The following is a 14,903-nucleotide window of genomic DNA, read 5'->3' as shown; positions in this document are numbered from 1 at the left end:
CCAACAGCGTCCCGGGGCATAACCCTCCGGGGCGGCCCCCCTTGGGGGAGGGTTGCGCCGGGTTCTTGTTCCATTGAATAGAACAATGGTTTTTACAGTGGAACTAAGACGACGTTACGATGATCTCCCCGTTCCGTCAAGGGCACGACGAGGCTTGCCCGGGGGGCAGAGAGAACGGGGACGGAGCGGAGGCGATTCTTGCACCGCGTCGTTCTTCTTTGAGGAACCAGGGGGATGCAGGTTCGGTTGGTTCCCTCGTCCCTTGCCCCGTTCCCCCGGTACCCCTTAGGATGGGGGCGCTTTCCAGCCCCTCCCCGGGGCGTTCGGAGGGCCCCCGCCTGCGGGGCGGACAGGGACGGCGGCAAACCGACCGTCCAGGAGGAGCTGAAGAGATGGCCGAGAGGGAAGACTCCCTGGGACTGCGTGAGGAGGCAGGCACGGGCTTCGGGACCAACGGAACCCATGGGGCCAAGGAAGCGGAACGGGCGGAACTCCACAAGACCATCTGGCGCATCGCCAACGACCTGCGGGGCAGCGTGGACGGCTGGGACTTCAAGAGCTACGTGCTGGGCATGCTGTTCTACCGCTTCATCTCCGAGAACTTGACCGCCTACCTCAACGAACAGGAACGCCGCGCAGGAACCCCGGATTTCGACTACGCCGCCCTGAGCGACGCCGAAGCGGAACAGGGCCGCGACGAGACGGTGAAGGAAAAGGGCTTCTACATCCTGCCTTCGGAACTCTTCGCCAACGTGCGGGCCCGGGCGCGCCGCGACGAGGACCTCAACGAGACCCTGGACCGGGTGTTTGCCCACATCGAAGGCTCCGCGAGGGGCACGGACAGCGAGGACGACTTCAAGGGCCTGTTCGACGACCTGGACGTCAACTCCGGCAAACTCGGCCCCACGGTGGCCAAACGAAACGAAAAGCTCGTGAAGCTCCTGGACGCCATCGGCGACCTGCCCCTCGCCGGGGGAGGGGGCGGTTTCGCCGACAACACCATCGACCTCTTCGGCGACGCCTACGAATACCTGATGCAGATGTACGCCTCCACCGCCGGCAAGTCCGGCGGGGAGTTCTACACCCCCCAGGAGGTCTCCGAGCTTTTGGCCCACATCGCCGCCGCGGGAAAGAGGGAGGTCAACAAGGTCTACGACCCCGCCTGCGGCTCCGGATCGCTGTTGCTCCAGTTCCTCAAGGTGCTGGGGCCCGACAGGGTGCGCCAGGGCTTCTTCGGCCAGGAAATCAACCTGACCACCTACAACCTGTGCCGCATCAACATGTTTCTGCACGACGTGAACTACGAAAAGTTCCACATCGCCCACGGCGACACCCTCACCGACCCGGCCCACGGGGACGACGAACCCTTCGAGGCCATCGTCTCCAACCCCCCCTACTCGATCCGGTGGGAGGGAGACGCCAACCCCCTGCTGATCAACGACCCGCGCTTCGCCCCCGCGGGGGTGCTGGCCCCCAAGAGCAAGGCCGACCTGGCCTTCACCATGCACATCCTGAGCTGGCTGGCGGTGAACGGGACGGCGGCCATCGTCGAGTTCCCCGGGGTGCTCTACCGTGGCGGGGCGGAGGCCAAGATCCGCCGCTACCTCATCGACAACAACTACGTGGATGCGGTCATCCAGCTTCCTGCGGACCTGTTCTTCGGCACCACCATCGCCACCTGCGTCATCGTGCTCAAGAAGTCCAAGGGGGACAACGCCACCCTGTTCCTCGACGCCAGCGGCGAATGCGTGCGCAGCGGCAACAAGAACCGCCTCGACCCGGAGCACCGGCAGAAAATCCTCCAGGCCTACAGGGCCCGCCGGGACGTCCCCCACTTCGCTCGCCTGGTGGACAACGAGGAGATCGCCCGGAACGGCTACAACATCGCCGTATCGAGCTACGTGGAGCAGCGGGACACCCGGGAGGCCGTGGACATCCGGGCCCTCAACGCGGAGATCGCCCGCATCGTGGCCCGTCAGGGGGAGCTGCGGGCCCAGATCGACGCCCTGGTGGCGGACCTGGAGGGGGACCAGGCATGAGCGACAAGCCCGTTTCCCTGCTGATTCCGCCGGAAGGCTACGCCGACTGGCTGGGGGACCTGAAAACCCGCATCCATGCCGCCCAGCAGCGCGCCACCCTGGCGGTCAACCGGGAGCTGGTCCTGCTGTACTGGCAGATCGGGCGGGATATCCTGGCCCGGCAGGCCGAACAGGGATGGGGCGCCAAGGTCATCGACCGGCTGGCTCAGGACCTGCGCCGGGCCTTTCCGGACATGAAGGGGTTTTCTCGGGCCAACCTGATGTACATGCGGGCCTTCGCCGAGTGTTTTCGTCAACCGAAAATGCGCCCAGTGTGATCCTCGAAAAGGGACCCACCCCAATCCCCCTTGCCTGATGGATGCCGCCTAGGCGGTCATTGTCCTGGCGCTGCGCTGAGCAAACCGATAGGATTCCCCCCTGAAGACAAAGATGTGTGCGTGGTGGGTCAGGCGGTCCAGGAGGGCCTCCGTCAGGGTGGCGTCCCCGAAGACCTCGGCCCAACGGCCGAACTCCAGGTTTGTGGTGATGCAGACGCTCTTTCTCTCGTACCGCTCCGCAAAGAACTGGAACAGGGGGGCTCCTCCGGGACCCAGGCCCAGGTAACCCAGTTCGTCCACCACCACGAGGTCATACCGGTCGTAGGATTTGAGCACCCGGGGGAGGCGGTGTTCGTCCTGGGCCAGGAGCAGTTCCTGGGCCAGCGTCAGGGCGGTGGTGAACCGGACTGCGTAGCCTGCGGCGATGCAGGATGCGGCTACGCCAATGGCCACATGGGTCTTGCCGGTGCCCGAGTTCCCCAGGAGGACCAGGTTCTCCCGGCGACGAAGGAAGTCCCCCTGGGCCAAGGACAGGATCTGCTCCTTCGGCAGGGAGGGAAGGCGCAGGAAGTCATACTCCGAAAGGGTGCGGGCGTAGGGAAGCCTCGCTCCCTTCAGGAGGTTCTTCAGCCGTTTCTCCCGTCGGGAGGTCCGTTCCGCCTCCAGGCTTTCCTGGAGGTAGTCCTTGGGGTCGGTGGGGACGATGCCGTTTCGGTAGTGTCTCAGGACCCCGGGGAGTTTGAGGTCCCGGCAGAGGGTTTGGACGGCCGTGTCCCGGTCGTGGGTCGGTCCGCTCATGCCACCGCCTCCCCCAGCAAGGTGTCGTAGCGGCTCGGGTCGGGGGCGCAGCCGGCGGGCAACTCCGCCAGGGGATCCGGGACCGAGGCCTCCGGGACCACCGAGGGGGTTCGGTTCCACACCAGCTGACGAACCGTCTCTGCCGTGACCCGCTTGAGGGCAAGGGCCTCCTCCAGGGCTTCCGTGAGAACCTCCAGGGAATGGTCCCGGTGCAGCAGGAGGATGGCGCAGAACTCCCGATAGCCCTCCGGTTGAGCGCACAGGAGCGTTCGGGCCTTCTGCCAGGGTTCCGCCAAGCGCCGGAGAACCGCCGCGTTGCGCACCGCCCCCGGTTTGAACTGCAGCAACGGGAGAACGTGGACCAGCTCCATGGAGGCCTTCCCCTTCCCGGAAAGCCGGGGATGTTCCGCCAGGAGGGTGCCGTTACGGGAGATGCGGATCCGGTCCCAGGTGGTGGAGAGGTTCACCGCTTCCCCCTCGTGGCCCACGGGAACGGAGTAGACGTTTCCCTCGAACCGCACCAGAGATGTGGGGCTTACCACCGCAACGGTCTGAAGGGCGCACGGATGGGGCAGCGCCGGTAACGGCAGCAGACAGGTCGCTTCCTCGTCGAAGGAGGTCCCTCGGCTCCTGCGTTGCTTTTCGCACCACCGGGCCAGGCAGAGATTGAGTTCCTCCAGGGAGGGCAGATCCGGAACGGGAACCAGGACGTTCCTGCGGACAAACCCCACCAGGTGCTCCACCGCCCCCTTCTCGTGGCCGCTTCGAGGATTGCAGAAGACGCTCTCGAAGAGGTAGTGGCCGCGAAGGGCCGAGAACTGCCGGTTCTCCTCCCGGTGGGGTCCCTGGAGCACCTTGGTGACCGCCGACTTGAGGTTGTCGTAAACGCACTCCCTGGGAACCCCGCCGAAGAACTCGAAGGCCAGACGGTGCCCCGCCAGAAACGCCTCCAGCCCTTCGTCGGGGAAGGCGTAGACGAAGGGAGTTCCACTGCGACGAAGCCTCATGCAGAACAGATGCACCCGCGTCGATTCCCCTTCGAGACGCACCATCGCCTCCCCCCAATCCACCTGAGCCTGCTCTCCCGGGTCCGCCTCCAGGGGAAGGAACCCCTTCTTCGGAGCGATCTCTCTTTTCAGCTCCGCAACGACCTTGCGGATGATGGACTCGCTGCCCCCAAACCCCCTCTCCGTCACCAGCCGGTCGTACACCCGCCGGGCCGTATGGCGCTGCTTGCGGGGAGCCTGGAGGTCCTCCGTAAGCCAGGTCCGGATGACTTCCAGATAGGGCCCCGTGACCGGACGCGGACGGGGCTCCTTGAGGGTGTAGGTGGGAACCTGCGAATCCTCCAACAGCCTGCGGACCGTCTTGCGGCACATCCCCAACTGCCGGGCGATCTTCCGGATGGACCAACCTTCCCGGAAGTGCTGCTTGCGGATATACTCCCTGTCAACCACCCCGTACATCTCCTCTCGTCCTCCCTGCGAACCGGAATGCCCGTTCCTTTCGCAGGATGATAGGGGAACATGTGCGGGGTGGGTGCCTTTTCGACGACCATTGGACCCCGAACTGGGGGGCTTTTAGATTACCGAATACAGCCGAGGCGTGGCCGGAGGAGGCAATCGTCCAACAGGCTGTTGGACGATTGCCCTGGGGACATAATCTGGTGCTGTTGTCGAAGCTCAAGACTCGGGAGGAACGGTTGGCCTACGCGTTCAAGACGTTGGAACACAACTGGTCCCGCAACGTCCTGGTGATGCAGATCGAAACCCGTCTGCTGGAACGCCAGGGAAACGCCGTGAAGAAGCTGCTGGACTTCTTGCCCGAATCGTTGCGGACCAGCCTGCCCAGCATCAAGAAGATCAAGCGCGAATTGGAAGGAGAGCGGCCATGAGCAAGCAACCCGGCGGGGAAATCATCCTTTACCAGCGTGCTGATGCGCCCGCGATCGATGTGCGGCTTGATGGCGATACGGTGTGGCTGAGCCAACAGCAGCTTGCCGACTTGTTTCAGACTTCTCGTGCCAATGTGGTCGAGCACATCGCCCATATCTACGCAGAGGGGGAGTTGAGCCAGGAGGCAACCTGTCGGGATTTCCGACAGGTTCGCACCGAAGGAAGCCGTCAGGTTGCCCGAACGCTGCCCTTCTACAACCTGGATCTCGTTATTTCGCTGGGTTACCGGGTGCGCTCAAACATTGCCACGGCCTTTCGCATCTGGGCCACCGAGCGATTGCGCGAATACCTGATCAAGGGTTTCACCATGGACGATGTCCGTCTCAAGAACCTCGGCGGCGGGTATTACTGGAAAGAGTTGCTCGATCGCATCCGCGACATCCGCAGCAGCGAAAAGGTGCTCTACAGGCAGGTGCTTGATCTCTACGCCACCAGCGTGGATTACGATCCGAAGGCAGAAACCAGCGTCAGCTTCTTCAAGACGGTGCAAAACAAACTGCACTACGCCGCCCACGGCCAGACTGCCGCCGAAGTCATCGCGGCGCGGGCCGACGCCGACAAACCGTTTATGGGGCTGCTGTCATTCAGAGGCAAGCAGCCCACTCGGGCAGAAATTGCCACTGCCAAAAATTACCTGAATGTAGACGAACTCAAGCGTCTGAACTATGGTGGACCCCAATGTCAAGACCACGGGAGCGGCAAGGTTTGTTAAGGTCAGACCGCCATGGAACCCGGGGTGGTGAAGTGCACTTCCTGTGGAGTCCGGTAGCGCAGCGATGAATGAAGCCGTTGCTCGTTGTAGAACTTCATATACTCTCTAAGTCCCAACTTGAGCTCTCGAACCTCCTGGTAGTCGTTCAGGTAGAGCCATTCGTACTTCAAGGTCCTCCAGAAACGTTCCACGAAGATGTTGTCCAACGCTCGCCCTCGGCCATCCATGCTGATGCGGATCTCCCGGTCCTTCAGTGGCCCCAGGAAGGCCTTGCTGGTGAACTGGCTGCCCTGGTCGGTATTGAATATCTCCGGTGTCCCCTGGGACAGGGCCTCTTCCAGAGCTTCGATGCAGAAGGTCGCGTCCAGGGTGTTGGACAGTCCCCAGGACAGGACGTACCGGCTGTGCCAGTCGATCACCGCCACAAGGTACAGGAAGCCGCTGTTCATGGGAAGGTAGGTGATGTCCGTGCTCCATACCTGGTTCGGCCTGTCAATGGAGACACTGCGAAGCAGGTAGGGGTAGATCTCGTGCTCCGGGTGAGACTTGCACTTGCCCGGCTTGGGGGCCAAGCCTTCGAGACCCATGAGCTGCATCAGACGCTGGATGCGTTTTCGATTCACGTCGTAGCCCTCCCGACGTAACCAGGCGGTCATCCGACGGCTCCCGTAGGTGGGCACGGCGGTGTACTGACGGTCGAGGCGCTCCATGATTTCAAGGTTCTCCTGCGTCTGCGTGCCCCAGGAATCTCCGACGTAGTAGCTGGAACGATTCAGGCCCAGGAGGTCGCACTGGCGACGGATGCTGATCCGGGGGTGATGGGGATCCACGGAGGCTCGTTTGGCCTCAAGCGTCAACTCCAGCTTTTTTTTTGAGCCAGTCAAGCTCCATCTTGAGCCGACCGATCTCCTGGTACAACGGGGCTGTCAGGGTCTCCGCCCTCACCGGTCGCTCCTGGTGCTGGAAGGCGTTCGGGAGCTGCTGCAGGAGCTGGGCCTTCCATTGGCTGATCTGGACGGAACAGACGCCGAACTCGCTGGATAGCTGGGCCAGGGTCTTGTCCCCTTTGAGCGCCGCCAGGGCCACCTTGCTCTTGAACTCCGGTGATCGTCGTTGCCGTTTGACCGTCATCGTGTCCCCTCTCTTTCGGGGGCCCAGGGCTCGGACCGACTCCGCACTTAGCTTAGCTCCTGGTCCATTTTTCGGGGTCCACTATAAACACCCTGGTCTCGGCTTATTTCGATGCCGCCGAGTTTCGTGCCATGAATCACGAGCCCACGTATATGAAGGATTGGCTCGCACACTTGGAGCAACTAATTGCGGCCATGGGCGGCAAGGCCTTGAAGGGGGCGGGCACGGTCACTCACCGGCAGGCGCTGGAAAAGGCCGAGGTCGAATACGCCAAATATCAGAGTCAGCAGGTCGTGCTTCCTTCGGAGGTGGAAACGGCCTACATGGAAACCGTGAAGACAATACAGAAGAAAATTGCGGGGAATAAAAACCATGAGCCGGATTGATGAGCTGATCGCCAAGCTGTGCCCGGACGGGGTGGAGTACAAGGCCATTGGCGATCTTGGCGAATTGGTACGGGGCAACGGAATGCCGAAATCCGACTTCGCGGATTCAGGTGTTGGATGTATTCATTATGGTCAGATTTATACCTACTATGGGGTTTGGGCAAAGGAGACACGCTCTTTCATCCCGCATGAGAAAGCGGAAAGATTAATTAAGGTTTATCCTGGTGATTTGGTCATCACGAATACCAGCGAAAACGTTGAAGACGTGTGCAAGGCAGTTGCCTGGTTGGGAGACGTTCAGATTGTCACGGGTGGTCACGCCACGGTGCTCAAACACGATCAAGACCCGAAATATCTCTCCTACTATCTGCAGACACCGCGCTTCTTCGCCGAAAAGAAAGCGCTCGCAACAGGCACAAAGGTGATCGAGGTCACGGCAAAGAGCCTTGCAAAAATCAAAATCCCCGTCCCGCCGCTGGAGGTGCAGCGCGAGATCGTGAAGGTGCTAGACGCCTTCACCCAACTGGAGGCGGAGCTGGAGGCGGAGCTGGAGGCCCGGCGGCGTCAGTATCGGCACTATCGCGATGCGCTGTTCGCCTTGGGTAATCAGGACGTTTCATGGACCACGATGGCCGAGGTCGGAGAGTTTTTTCGCGGGCGGCGATTTACCAAGGATGACTATGCTCCTGATGGGGTCGAATGCATTCACTATGGCGATATCTACACACAGTACGGCGTTGCCGCCACGGCGACGGTCTCGCATGTCCGTTCGGACATGATGCCCATCTTGCGATTTGCAAAGCGGGGCGACGTGGTGATCGCCGGTGTTGGGGAGACCGTCGAGGACGTCGGCAAGGCCGTGGCATGGCTTGGCGACGGTGAAGTGGCGATACATGACGATTGCTTTGCATTTCGGCACTCACTGAATCCGAAGTTCGTGTCTTACTACTTCCAGACCACAGCCTTCCACGCAGAGAAAAACAAGTTTGTGGCCCGAGCAAAGGTCAAACGCTTGTCCGGGGAAAGCCTGGGCAAGCTCGCCATCCCCGTCCCCCCCCTCGCCGAGCAAGAACGCATCGTCGCCATCCTCGACGCCTTCGACGCCCTGGTGAGCGACCTTTCCTGCGGCCTTCCCGCCGAGATCGCCGCCCGGCGCCGACAGTACGAGCACTACCGGGATCGGCTGCTGAGCTTCAAGGAGGCATCATGAGCGAAAACCTCACCCCCCACCGCTACGAACCCGTCGCGTTGTCCGAGGAGAGCACCGTGGTCGCGGAGTTCCTCCCCGACCGGGTGCGGGAGGGAGCCTACCAGTCCGAGGCGGCCTTGGAAAGGGCCTTCCTAGAGCAGCTCCAGTCCCAGGCCTACGAGTACCTGCGGATCGCCTCGGAGGCGGAACTGATCGCCAACCTGCGCCGCCAGCTGGAGCGGCTCAACGACATGACGTTCTCCGATACGGAGTGGGAACGCTTTTTCAAGGGCCGCATCGCCGGGGAGAAGGACGGCATCGTGGAGAAGACCGCCCGGATCCAGGAGGACCCGGTGCAGGTGCTGGTGCGCGACGGCGGCAAGGAGAAGAAGAACGTCCGCCTGATCGACAAGGGGGACATCCACAACAACCGCCTGCAGGTGATCAACCAGTACGAGGCGGAGGGCGCCCGGTCCAACCGCTACGACGTGACGGTGCTGGTGAATGGTCTGCCCCTGGTGCACGTGGAGCTGAAGCGCCGGGGCGTGGACCTCCGGGAGGCCTTCCATCAGATCGACCGCTACCAGCGGGACAGCTTCTGGGCGGGGTCGGGGCTGTTCGAGTACGTGCAGCTTTTCGTCATCAGCAACGGCACGTTGACCAAGTACTACAGCAACACGGTTCGGGGAGGCCATCTGGCGGAGCGGCGCAACGGCCGCAGCCGACGCAGGACCTCCAACAGCTTCGCGTTCACCAGCTGGTGGGCCGACGGGAAAAACCGGCCCATCATGGATCTGATGAGCTTCACCAGAACCTTCTTCGCCCGGCACACCCTGCTGAACATCCTGACCCGCTACTGCGTGTTCGACGCGGATCGCAAGCTCCTGGTGATGCGGCCCTACCAGATCGCGGCGGCGGAGCGGATCCTGCAGCGCATCGTCGCGAGCACGAACCTCCGACAGTGGGGCAAGGCCGAAGCGGGGGGGTACATCTGGCACACCACCGGATCGGGGAAGACGCTGACCAGCTTCAAGACGGCGCAGCTGGCCCTGGGGCTGGAAGGTGTGGACAAGGTGCTCTTCGTGGTGGACCGCAAGGACCTGGACTACCAGACCATGGTGGAGTACGAGCGCTTCGAGAAGGGGGCGGCCAACTCCAACGCCTCCACGGCGGTGCTGCAGAGGCAGCTGGAGGACCCGAACGCCCGCCTCCTCATCACCACCATCCAGAAGCTCAGCCGTTTCGTGGGGAAGAACAAAAGGCATCCGGTCTACGACGCCCATGTGGTGGTGATCTTCGACGAATGCCACCGCAGCCAGTTCGGGGACATGCACGGCGAGATCACCCGGGCGTTCCGGCGCTATCATCTGTTCGGGTTCACGGGCACCCCCATCTTCCCGGACAACGCGGGAGCGGGGGGCAACCCGCTGCGCCGCACCACCGAACAGACCTTCGGGGACAGGCTGCACACCTACACCATCGTGGACGCCATCGGCGACAAGAACGTGCTGCCCTTCCGCATCGACACCATCAACACCCTCCGGACGGCTCCGGTCATCCGGGACAAACAGGTTTCGGCCATCGACACGGAACGGGCCCTGCTGGCCCCGGAGCGCATCGCCCAGGTGGTGGGCTACATCCGGGAGCACTTCGACCAGAAGACCCATCGCGCCGTCTCCTACCGCGTGAAGGATCGGATGCGGAGGGGGTTCAACTCCCTGTTAGCCACCTCCTCCATCGAGGCGGCCAAACGCTACTATGCGGCGTTTGCGGAACAGCAAAGGGACCTGCCCCTCCCGCAGCGTCTCAAGGTGGGCCTGATCTACAGCTTCGCCCCCAACGAGGAGGAAGGGGATGGGCTGTTGCGGGAGGAGGCTTTCGAGACCGACGGGCTGGACTCGTGCTCCCGGGACTTCCTGGAGGGGGCGATCCGGGACTACAACGCCCTCTTCGGCACGAGCTACGACACGTCGAACGACCGGTTCCAGAACTACTACAAGGACCTGTCGCTGCGCCTGAAGCAGGGGGACCTGGACCTGGTGATCGTGGTGGACATGTTCCTCACCGGGTTCGACGCCACCACCCTCAACACTCTCTGGGTGGACAAGAATCTGCGCGCCCACGGGCTGATCCAGGCGTTCTCGCGCACCAACCGCATCCTCAATTCGGTGAAGACCTACGGCAACATCGTTTCCTTCCGCGATCTGGAGCAGGCCACCAACGACGCCCTGGCCCTGTTCGGCAACCGGGACGCCCGGGGAGTCGTGCTGTTGAAGCCCTATGGGGAGTACTACGAAGAGTACAAAAAACGGGTGGAGGAGCTGACGGAGGAGTTCCCCCCGGATCGGCCTCCGGTGGGGGAGGAGCAGCAGAGGGCCTTCGTCGGGCTCTTCGGCGCGATCCTGCGGCTGAAGAACATTCTGGTGGCCTTCGACGACTTTCAGGGGAACGAGCTGTTGTCCCCTCGGGCTTTCCAGGATTACCAGAGCCTGTATCTGGACCTGCACGCCCACATGCGGGGGGCGGGGGACGGGGAGAAGGAGCGGATCAACGACGACGTGGTGTTCGAGATCGAGCTGATCAAGCAGGTGGAGATCGGGGTCGATTACATCCTGATGCTGGTGGCGAGGTATCTGGAAAAGAAGGGCTCCGGGGAGGACAAGGAGATCCGGATCGCCATCCACGGGGCGGTGGATGCCAGCCCGTCCCTGCGGAACAAGAAGGACCTGATCGAACAGTTCGTGGACGCCCTCTCCGCCAAGGCCAAGGTGGACGAGGAGTGGATCGCCTTCATCTCGGCCCGCAAGGCCCAGGAGCTGGACCGGATCATCGCCGAGGAGGGGCTTCGGGCCGACGAGACGAGAGCGTTCGTGGAGGCGGCCTTCCGAGACGGGGAGATCTCCGTCACGGGCACGGCGATCACGAAGATCCTCCCGCCCCTTTCCCGCTTCGACAAAAACGGCAGCCATGGGCTGAAGAAACAGAGGGTGCTGGAGAAGCTGGGGGCGTTCTTCGAGCGTTTCTTCGGCCTGATCTGAGTGTCCCGTCCCCCAGGCCCGGCGCAGGCAGTGCAGGGGGGACCCCACCTGGGGTCCCCCCTGGGCGTCGCGGGTGGGGAGGGGCTACTGGGGCAGCTCCGTCCCCAGGCCCTTGGCCCGGGCGGTCTGTGCCAGGAGGTCCGCCGCGTGGAGGTCGAAGAGGGCTCCCCCCACGGACTTGTAGAATCCCGTCTCCGGGGCGGGGCGGGGTTCCCGCAGCAGGTCCGCCAGGGGGCGCACATCCTCCCGCCGCAGGATCCCCCTCTCCAGGGGTCCCGTCAGGTCCCCCGTCTCCTCCAGGGCGTGGAGGGTGTCCACGTAGACCCGGTCCAGCAGGCCGAAGAGGGCGTCGGGGACCTCGTGCATGTCCGGCCGGTAGGACCCGATGGCCACGAAACAGTGTCCCCGCAGCCGGTCCGGGTCCTCCGGGTAGAGGGGCACGGAGGCGTTGGTGGCGCTCATCACCGCCTCGGTGCGCTCCAGAAGCTCCTCCGCGCTGCGGGCGGCTCGCACCTGCACCCCCGGCAGGGCCTGTCCCAGCCGGTCCAGGAAGGGGGGCAGCTTCTCCGGGAAGGCGTCCAGCACCCACACCTCCCGGATGTCCCGGGCGGCGCAGCCGAACCGGGCCTGCCAGAACCCCTGCACCCCCGCGCCCACCAATCCCAGGGAGCGGGTGTCCGGCTTCGACAGGTGCCGGATCCCCAGCCCCCCGATGGCCCCGGTGCGCAGGGACGTGAGCAGCTTGCCGTCCATGAGGGCGGAGGGAGCCCCGGTGCCCCCGTCGAAGAGCACCACCAGCCCGTCGATATAGGGACGCCCCTGGGCGGGGTTGCCGGGCTTCAGAGTGAGGATCTTCAGCCCCCAGGTCCGTTCCTCCAGACAGGGCATGAGCATCAGGGTGTCCTCTCCCTGGAAGACGCTGGTGCGCAGGGGAAGGATGGCCTTTCCCTCCTCCTCCGCCAGCAGGGCTTGTTCCATGCGGTCCATCAGCTCCGGCAGGGTAGCGGCGGCGAGCAGGGCCTTCGGGTCCAGGTAGAGCATGACGACGCCTCCTTGGTTTGCGGGGTGCCCCCGGGAGGGGGTCCGGCAAAATCCTAGGGCATCACCAAAAAAGTGTCAAATCTCTGGCGTCCGTTAGGTTGTCTCGGAGTGTCTCCTGAGTCTGGCCCGGTGTTGATCGGCGTTTTTCGAGTACACCCCGCTATCGGTGGGGGCTGGTTGACAAAAAAATTGATGGAACGTACAAGAAGAGTGCGTCCGGTCCTGGGGGACCGGGACCGCCAGAACGTCCATCGGGAGGGATCCACGAGATGATCCAGTTTCAAAACGTCATCACCTGCATCGACGCCCACACCGTGGGGGAGCCCCTGCGGATCGTCACCTCCGGCTTTCCCCCCATTCCGGGGAACACCATCCTGGAGAAGCGGGCCTACGTGGTGGAGCACCTGGACCACCTGCGCAAACTCCTCATGCTGGAACCCCGGGGGCACAGCGGCATGTACGGCTGCATCCTCACCAAGCCGGTGACGGAGGACGGGGACTTCGGGGTCCTCTTCACCCACAACGAGGGGTTGAGCACCATGTGCGGGCACGGCATCATCGGGGTGTCCAAGGTGGCTCTGGAGACGGGGATGGTGGTTCCCCAGGACGGCCCCAACGTGCTGCGCATCGACTCCCCCGCCGGGCGGGTCACCTCCACCTCCCTCTGCGAGGGGGGACGGGTGAAACGGGTCTCCTTCCTCAACGTCCCCTCCTTCGTGCACCTGGAGGGCCTTCGGGTCCCCGTGGAGGGGATCGGGGAGGTGACCGCCGACGTGGTGTACGGCGGGGCCTTCTACGTCTTCCTGGATGCGGCGCAGCTGGGGCTGGACGTGGTGCCCGAGCAGGTCGAGGCCCTGGTGCGTCGGGGCATGGAGATCAAGCACAAGGTGATGGAGATGCGTTCCATCGAACACCCCCTGGAGAAGGGGCTTCACGGCATCTACGGCACCATCCTCACCACCCCGCCCCAGGACCGGGGGGATCGCCTGGTGAGCCGGAACATCTGCGTCTTCGCCGACGCGGAGGTGGACCGTTCCCCCTGCGGCACCGGCACCTCCGCCCGGGTGGCCCAGCTCTTCGCCCGGGGGGTTCTGCGGAAGGATCAGATCCTGGAGAACCACAGCATCATCGACACGGTGTTCCAGGGGCGGGTGGCGGAGGAGACCGTGGTGGCGGGGCGTCCCGCGGTGATCCCGGAGATCTCCGGAACCGCCCACATCATGGGGTTCAACCAGATCGTCCTGGATCCGGAGGATCCCCTGCCCGAGGGCTTCCGCATCCTGGGGAGCTGACCCCCCGTCCCCTCGCGGCCCCGGCCTTCCCCGGGGCCTTGTCCTGCCCACGGGCGCCCCTTAGGATGGGGGCGCTTTCATCCCCGTCTCCGGGAGGTCGACGAATCCATGGAATCCCAGAAGATCCACCCCCTGCTGAAGCCCTACTTCCCCCTGGTGCGGGGTCTGGCGGCCATCCTGGGGAAGCACTGCGAGGTGCTCCTCCACGACGTGTCCCAGCCGGACCACTCCATCGTGGCCTGCGAGAACGGCCACGTCACCGGTCGGGGGGTGGGGTGTCCCATGACGGACTTCGGCCTGCTCATGCTCACCGCCGACGAATACCGGGACAAGGACGGGGTCTTCAACTACCTGGCCCGCACCCAGGACGGCCGGCTCCTCAAGTGCGGGGTGGTGTTCCTCCGGGACGGGGAGGGGCGGATCATCGGCTTTCTGTGCATCAACATGGACGCCAGCAAGTACCAGGCCGCTCGGGAGATGCTGGACGACCTGTTCCGGGTGGAGATGGAGGAGATCCGCCCGGGGGCGGTTCGGGAGCGGTTTTCCCGGGACCTGGACGACCTGGTGGAGGAGACCCTGGGGGAGGTGCGGATCTGGGCGGGGCGCCCCCTGGCGGCCCTTTCCCGGGGGGAGAAGGTGGAGGCGGTTCGCCGTCTCCAGGCCCGGGGCTTCTTCCTCCTCAAGGGGGCGGTGGAGGTGCTGGCCCGGGAGATGGGCAAGACCAAGTACACCATCTACGCCTACCTGAGGGAGGGGCGGGAGGCCAAAGGGGAGGCTCCCGCTTCTTAGGTCCTGTTTCCCGTGGGATCCGTCGCAGGCAGGAAGCGTGGAGCGTCCTGACCAGGGTCTTTCGAGCCAGCTTGTCGTACCGGGTCGCAACCCGATACGACAAATTGGCTCAACCCTATCTAGCCTGGGTTCGGATCGCCCCGTGTCCCCTCTGGATAAGAAAGCAAACAGGCCCTGGGGGCTCAAGAAACCCAGTTTGCGAATTCTCAGGGCAAT

13 protein-coding genes are annotated in these 14,903 nt (G+C 63.7%); 9 read left to right on the top strand and 4 right to left on the bottom strand.

What is annotated here, in order from left to right; all coding sequences use genetic code 11:
- Nucleotides 1-392: 392 nt before the first annotated feature.
- Together APAU_RS11495 and APAU_RS11490 are read left to right on the top strand one after the other, a co-directional pair.
- Nucleotides 393-2,039: a type I restriction-modification system subunit M gene (locus APAU_RS11495; protein WP_006301921.1), complete on the top strand. Its 1,647-nt coding sequence runs from the start codon at nucleotides 393-395 to the stop codon at nucleotides 2,037-2,039.
- Entirely contained in the window at nucleotides 2,036-2,356 is a 321-nt protein-coding gene (locus APAU_RS11490) for a DUF1016 N-terminal domain-containing protein (RefSeq protein WP_006301920.1), read from the top strand. Before APAU_RS11495 ends, APAU_RS11490 begins: the two co-directional genes overlap by 4 nt.
- Before the next feature lie 48 nt (nucleotides 2,357-2,404).
- On the opposite strand, the gene istB is transcribed toward APAU_RS11490, so the two are convergent.
- Entirely contained in the window at nucleotides 2,405-3,154 is a 750-nt protein-coding gene (istB, locus tag APAU_RS11485) for an IS21-like element helper ATPase IstB (RefSeq protein WP_006299852.1), read from the bottom strand.
- Entirely contained in the window at nucleotides 3,151-4,620 is a 1,470-nt protein-coding gene (istA, locus tag APAU_RS11480) for an IS21 family transposase (RefSeq protein WP_006299851.1), read from the bottom strand. Before istA ends, istB begins: the two co-directional genes overlap by 4 nt.
- A gap of 47 nt (nucleotides 4,621-4,667) precedes the next feature.
- Between istA and APAU_RS11475 the strand changes: the two genes are divergently transcribed.
- Complete coding sequence (locus tag APAU_RS11475) at nucleotides 4,668-5,048, top strand: DUF1016 N-terminal domain-containing protein (RefSeq protein WP_198004012.1); 381 nt, start codon at nucleotides 4,668-4,670, stop codon at nucleotides 5,046-5,048.
- A complete protein-coding gene (gene rhuM / locus APAU_RS11470) occupies nucleotides 5,045-5,821 on the top strand; it encodes a RhuM family protein (RefSeq protein ID WP_083806831.1) in 777 nt (258 codons plus the stop codon). The genes APAU_RS11475 and rhuM (APAU_RS11470) overlap by 4 nt, the downstream gene beginning before the upstream one ends.
- A 2-nt stretch (nucleotides 5,822-5,823) precedes the next feature.
- On the opposite strand, the gene APAU_RS11465 is transcribed toward rhuM (APAU_RS11470), so the two are convergent.
- Nucleotides 5,824-6,952 (bottom strand): IS3 family transposase gene (locus APAU_RS11465; protein ID WP_408626255.1). Its coding sequence is split into 2 segments (ribosomal slippage): nucleotides 5,824-6,685 and nucleotides 6,684-6,952, totalling 1,131 coding nucleotides; the frame shifts between segments, so codons are not numbered across the junction.
- 59 nt (nucleotides 6,953-7,011) lie between these two features.
- Between APAU_RS11465 and rhuM (APAU_RS11455) the strand changes: the two genes are divergently transcribed.
- From rhuM (APAU_RS11455) to APAU_RS11445, 3 genes are read left to right on the top strand one after another with little or no spacing between them, the layout of a single operon-like run.
- Nucleotides 7,012-7,338: a RhuM family protein gene (rhuM, locus tag APAU_RS11455; protein WP_083806830.1), complete on the top strand. Its 327-nt coding sequence runs from the start codon at nucleotides 7,012-7,014 to the stop codon at nucleotides 7,336-7,338.
- Nucleotides 7,325-8,548, top strand: a complete 1,224-nt coding sequence (locus APAU_RS11450; protein ID WP_006301918.1) for a restriction endonuclease subunit S — start codon at nucleotides 7,325-7,327, stop codon at nucleotides 8,546-8,548. Before rhuM (APAU_RS11455) ends, APAU_RS11450 begins: the two co-directional genes overlap by 14 nt.
- Nucleotides 8,545-11,565: a type I restriction endonuclease subunit R gene (locus APAU_RS11445; RefSeq protein ID WP_006301917.1), complete on the top strand. Its 3,021-nt coding sequence runs from the start codon at nucleotides 8,545-8,547 to the stop codon at nucleotides 11,563-11,565. Before APAU_RS11450 ends, APAU_RS11445 begins: the two co-directional genes overlap by 4 nt.
- An 84-nt stretch (nucleotides 11,566-11,649) precedes the next feature.
- Here the strand turns inward: APAU_RS11445 and APAU_RS11440 are convergent, their stop codons facing one another.
- On the bottom strand, nucleotides 11,650-12,606 hold the full coding sequence (locus APAU_RS11440) for an ornithine cyclodeaminase family protein (protein WP_006301916.1): 957 nt from the start codon (nucleotides 12,604-12,606) through the stop codon (nucleotides 11,650-11,652).
- Nucleotides 12,607-12,875: 269 nt separating this feature from the next.
- Between APAU_RS11440 and APAU_RS11435 the strand changes: the two genes are divergently transcribed.
- Together APAU_RS11435 and APAU_RS11430 are read left to right on the top strand one after the other, a co-directional pair.
- The gene (locus tag APAU_RS11435; RefSeq protein WP_006301915.1) at nucleotides 12,876-13,898 is read left to right on the top strand and encodes a proline racemase family protein; all 1,023 of its coding nucleotides are present in this window, start codon (nucleotides 12,876-12,878) and stop codon (nucleotides 13,896-13,898) included.
- Between the two features lie 108 nt (nucleotides 13,899-14,006).
- Entirely contained in the window at nucleotides 14,007-14,687 is a 681-nt protein-coding gene (locus tag APAU_RS11430; protein WP_006301914.1) for a helix-turn-helix transcriptional regulator, read from the top strand.
- Nucleotides 14,688-14,903 lie beyond the last annotated feature (216 nt).

The sequence above is a fragment of the Aminomonas paucivorans DSM 12260 genome (assembly GCF_000165795.1).
Lineage (GTDB): Bacteria > Synergistota > Synergistia > Synergistales > Synergistaceae > Aminomonas > Aminomonas paucivorans.
Note: the sequence above shows the minus strand (reverse complement) of the source record. Positions and strands in the feature narration are given on the sequence as shown.